Below are 3,557 nucleotides of genomic sequence, written 5' to 3' on the forward strand. Positions count from 1 at the left end.
TCCTTTTCAGTTCCTCCAATAAAGTCGTTTTCCCTACTCCTGGACCACCTGTTATGACATAGAAATTATTATTTTCTTTTAGTTTAATCATTGTCGATTTCGGTTCGTTTTATATGACGCACAACGTTGTTGTGTATGGATAGTTGCGTTGTTTGCGAGCGAGGATTTTCCGAAGGAAAATCAGAAGTCACCAAACACGCAACAACTTTTAATTAAGCACTAATGTAAGCAATTATTTATACACGGTGTTGCAAATAGTTGTGAGACAATTGAGTTATCCGTTTTTACTAATTCCGTTTAATATATGTCAGATTACGGTAAATTCCGCTATTGTTTTTTAGTCCTCAGTCTATTTTGTTCGGTTTGAGTTATAATTCCGCAAACAGGCTAAAATCAGCGTGCAGTTCAGTTTTGATAAACTAGCTAAATTCCGTTTGAGTAAAAATCAGCAGTCGAGTTAGAAGTCCGCATAATATAATTCAGATTTCGAGTAGGTTTTTTAGCGTGCAGTTCAGTTTACATAAACTTGCTAAATTCCGTTAGAGTGGAAGTCAGCGTTCGAGTTAAAAATCCGCGTAATTTAATTCAGAATTTGAGTGATTTTTAAGCGTAAAGTACGGCAGAATTCGGTTCGGTAATTTTTCCGAGTAATTATTTGCAACGGTTTTGTGTATGGTTAGTGGCGTGTTTTAAGCACGGAATTTAGCAAATAAAAACCGAATAGAAAATCCGCGAGGATTTTCGTAAGTAGGCGAGTACCAGCCATTAATTATACACGGTGTTGCCAACAGTTTTTATTCATTATCTATTATTCTAAAGCTTTGTTCCGCTTTTTTCTTAATCATTAATTTTCCAATTATATGACTAAATTCTCCATCAAATTCGATTTGGTAACCACCAGAATTATTAGGAATCATTTTTGATTTTCCTTTAACTCGTCCCATAATTCGGTCGCCTTTTTTGAATTCAGTCGCATTTATTTCCAATTCATAAAATTCCAGTTCGACATCCAAAGTGTTCTTTCCGTCATATTCTCCATAATCAGACCAAAGAGTGAGTTTAACTTTTGGTTTTTCGTTTTCGGTTAAGTCAATCTTAATCGCAGTAACGCTTGTTCCAACATTTCCGATTGTTACAATTAATGAATCAGTTTTTCTGTTGTCAAGTGTGCTATATGCGTAAAATTCAAAATCCGATTGAGTGATTTTCAATTCAGTTGAATCGATTTTGATTTCCGAATTAATTACTACTTCTTGAGCTGATAAATTCAGTCCAAAAGTCAGCAGTATTAATATGTATAGCGTTTTTCTCAAATTGTTGGCAACGTGTTTGTGTATGCTTAGTTGCGTGTGTAAGTTACTAATTTAGTAAACAAAAACGGACTAGAAAATCTGCAAAGATTTTCCGAATAGACAAGAACCTAGCAATTAAATATACACGGTGTTGGGCGTAGTTATTTATTTCTTTTTAACTGAAACATAATCTCTATTACTCGATTCGCTATTACCTTTCAATTCTCCATTTTTGTACATTAATTTTATTGGGTCAGTCAGTCCATATAAAATTAAATTGTGATAGTCTTTATTAATTAAGTCTTTTTCATTGGGAAAGGACTTGTAAAGTATTCTATTGTATTCTGGCTGTAAATGTTTTATTAATGCTTTTTCTGCGTCAAGCGATATAGTTTTATCAGAAGGTAAAATATAATCAGTCAAATAATTGGTAATATCTTCAGAGGTTGAGTCATCTCCCCATTTCACAATCGTATTATTATCTTTTATGCGAATTAATAAAATCATTATTTCGTTTGATGGAATATTTTTAAAAGACAATGAATCTTGATTTGTTAGAATTTCCTGAAAAGTAGAATGACTTGACAATCTTTCACATATATTTTGTTCAGTAGATTTTCCAACATAATGTACATTATATTCTAACATATCAGAATAATCTCCATTAAACTTAACGTTAATATGCCCTTTCCAATAATTTTGGAATAATTTGTCAGGTGTATATTGAGCTAAAATTTTTGTCTTTCCTGTTGATGGGTCAGTTGATTGAATAGTAAATGCTTGTGTTCCTTTAAAAGGGGGCCCCACTTTTTTTTCAGGTGTACTTTTCCTATTATGAAGCCTTAATTCTATCGATTTTGTTAAGTCAGACGCTATGTTTTCTTGAATGAATGGCAATACACATCTAACCACATTGTCATTATCCTCTTGCTCAATATCAAAGCTCAATTCAAATTCTTTTTCCCAGTAAAAAAAATTGCTAAAAGTAACTTCTTTACGTTGCGCTATAATATAAACATGACTATCAAAAACGTTGCTGTGGAATTCCTTATCAGTTGTAAATCTGGCGAAATGATAGGCGGATAATGGTGCGTATCCTAATTCTAAATCATTTATTAAAACTCCCTTTGTCATTTTGTGTTAATTACGCCCAACGTGTTTGTGTATGATTAGTGGCGTGTTTAAGCACCTAATTTAGCAAATACAAACCGAATAGAAAATCCGCGAGGATTTTCGTAAGTAAGCTCGAACTAGCCATTAATTATACACGGTGTTGCCAGTAGTTTTTTTAATTTTCAAGTTTTAAATCAGAAACTTTGTATGTTTCCATTGCTTGTCCTAATCTGTCAAAATCTCCGTAGCCACAAACTGCAAATCCATTCTTAATTTCAAATACCATCATTATTCCCTTTTTACTATCAATATCCGAGTCTTTGTGTCTTACTCGACTTCCTTTTTGTATCATAATTTTATGCTCTAATTCTTGTTATAAAATCCTGAACTCCTGAAATCAGAAGTTTTACTTGTTCGGATTCATATTCATCATAATTTCCGTGTGCAGCATTATTTCGTAAATCTAACCAAGCTGTCACATTTTTTTGGTCAAGCAACTCATAAGCTCCAGCTTTAGTTAAATCAGCATTTAATTTATTCGCTTTTATTGGTCTTCCGTTATTCTCAAATGGAACAGAAGCTTTATCAGCAACTTTTCTTAAATGGCTTTCTAATGTTGAGCCAGCAATTACTGCTGCTGCATTTTTATATCCATTATCATTTAGATATTTTGCCATTTCTAAAAAATCAGAAAAAACTTCGGAATGAACAATTTCTGCTAAATTTTGAAGGTAACCTAATTCTAAATCTTCTTTTATGGCTTTCACAACACCAATTACTGATGAAGTATGCAAATGTAAATGTGGTTGCTTTTGAATTATTCTTTCAATTTCTAAACTGTAAGTTGAATTAGTTCCAGAAATTCGATGAACCGAAGCAATTCCTCTTGTAACTAAACTTTGTCTGTCAGCTTTTGGTAAATCACTTAAATCGTTGTGTTGAGATTTACGTCCCATCTCTTCAAACTTTTCAATAATGTCCTCTAACTGTTTTTTAAAAAGTTCTTTATTCATCTATTATCTCTGTTTTGTATTATACTGAAATAGGTTGACCTTTTTTCGGTTGTTTTTTTTGATTAATCAATTTCTATTTTTAAATCTTAAGTTCAGCTAAATTTACATTATTTTTTCGATAGGATTTATATTTGATATT

At 32.0% G+C, this 3,557-nt stretch carries 4 protein-coding genes; all 4 read right to left on the minus strand.

The genetic code is table 11. The annotated features are described in order from the left end of the window. Window positions 1-794 precede the first annotated feature (794 nt). Window positions 795-1,313 (minus strand): hypothetical protein, encoded by a 519-nt coding sequence (locus GB234_RS14860; RefSeq protein WP_151895363.1) that lies wholly within the window; start codon window positions 1,311-1,313, stop codon window positions 795-797. A gap of 144 nt (window positions 1,314-1,457) precedes the next feature. Then, on the minus strand, window positions 1,458-2,426 hold the full coding sequence (locus GB234_RS14865; protein ID WP_151895364.1) for a hypothetical protein: 969 nt from the start codon (window positions 2,424-2,426) through the stop codon (window positions 1,458-1,460). 154 nt (window positions 2,427-2,580) lie between these two features. Next, window positions 2,581-2,757, minus strand: coding sequence for a hypothetical protein (locus GB234_RS15105; protein WP_172966907.1), 177 nt, complete (start codon window positions 2,755-2,757; stop codon window positions 2,581-2,583). A gap of 4 nt (window positions 2,758-2,761) precedes the next feature. After that, window positions 2,762-3,418: a hypothetical protein gene (locus GB234_RS14870; RefSeq protein ID WP_151895366.1), complete on the minus strand. Its 657-nt coding sequence runs from the start codon at window positions 3,416-3,418 to the stop codon at window positions 2,762-2,764. Between the last annotated feature and the right edge of the window lie 139 nt (window positions 3,419-3,557).

This window comes from Patiriisocius marinistellae, from assembly GCF_009014635.1.
Lineage (GTDB): Bacteria > Bacteroidota > Bacteroidia > Flavobacteriales > Flavobacteriaceae > Patiriisocius > Patiriisocius marinistellae.

Excerpts from the sequence above, each read along its gene's own strand:
- GB234_RS14865 (WP_151895364.1), bottom strand. The coding sequence starts at position 2,426 with ATGACAAAGGGAGTTTTAATAAATGATTTAGAATTAGGATACGCACCA.
- GB234_RS15105 (WP_172966907.1), bottom strand. The coding sequence starts at position 2,757 with ATGATACAAAAAGGAAGTCGAGTAAGACACAAAGACTCGGATATTGAT.
- GB234_RS14870 (WP_151895366.1), bottom strand. The coding sequence starts at position 3,418 with ATGAATAAAGAACTTTTTAAAAAACAGTTAGAGGACATTATTGAAAAG.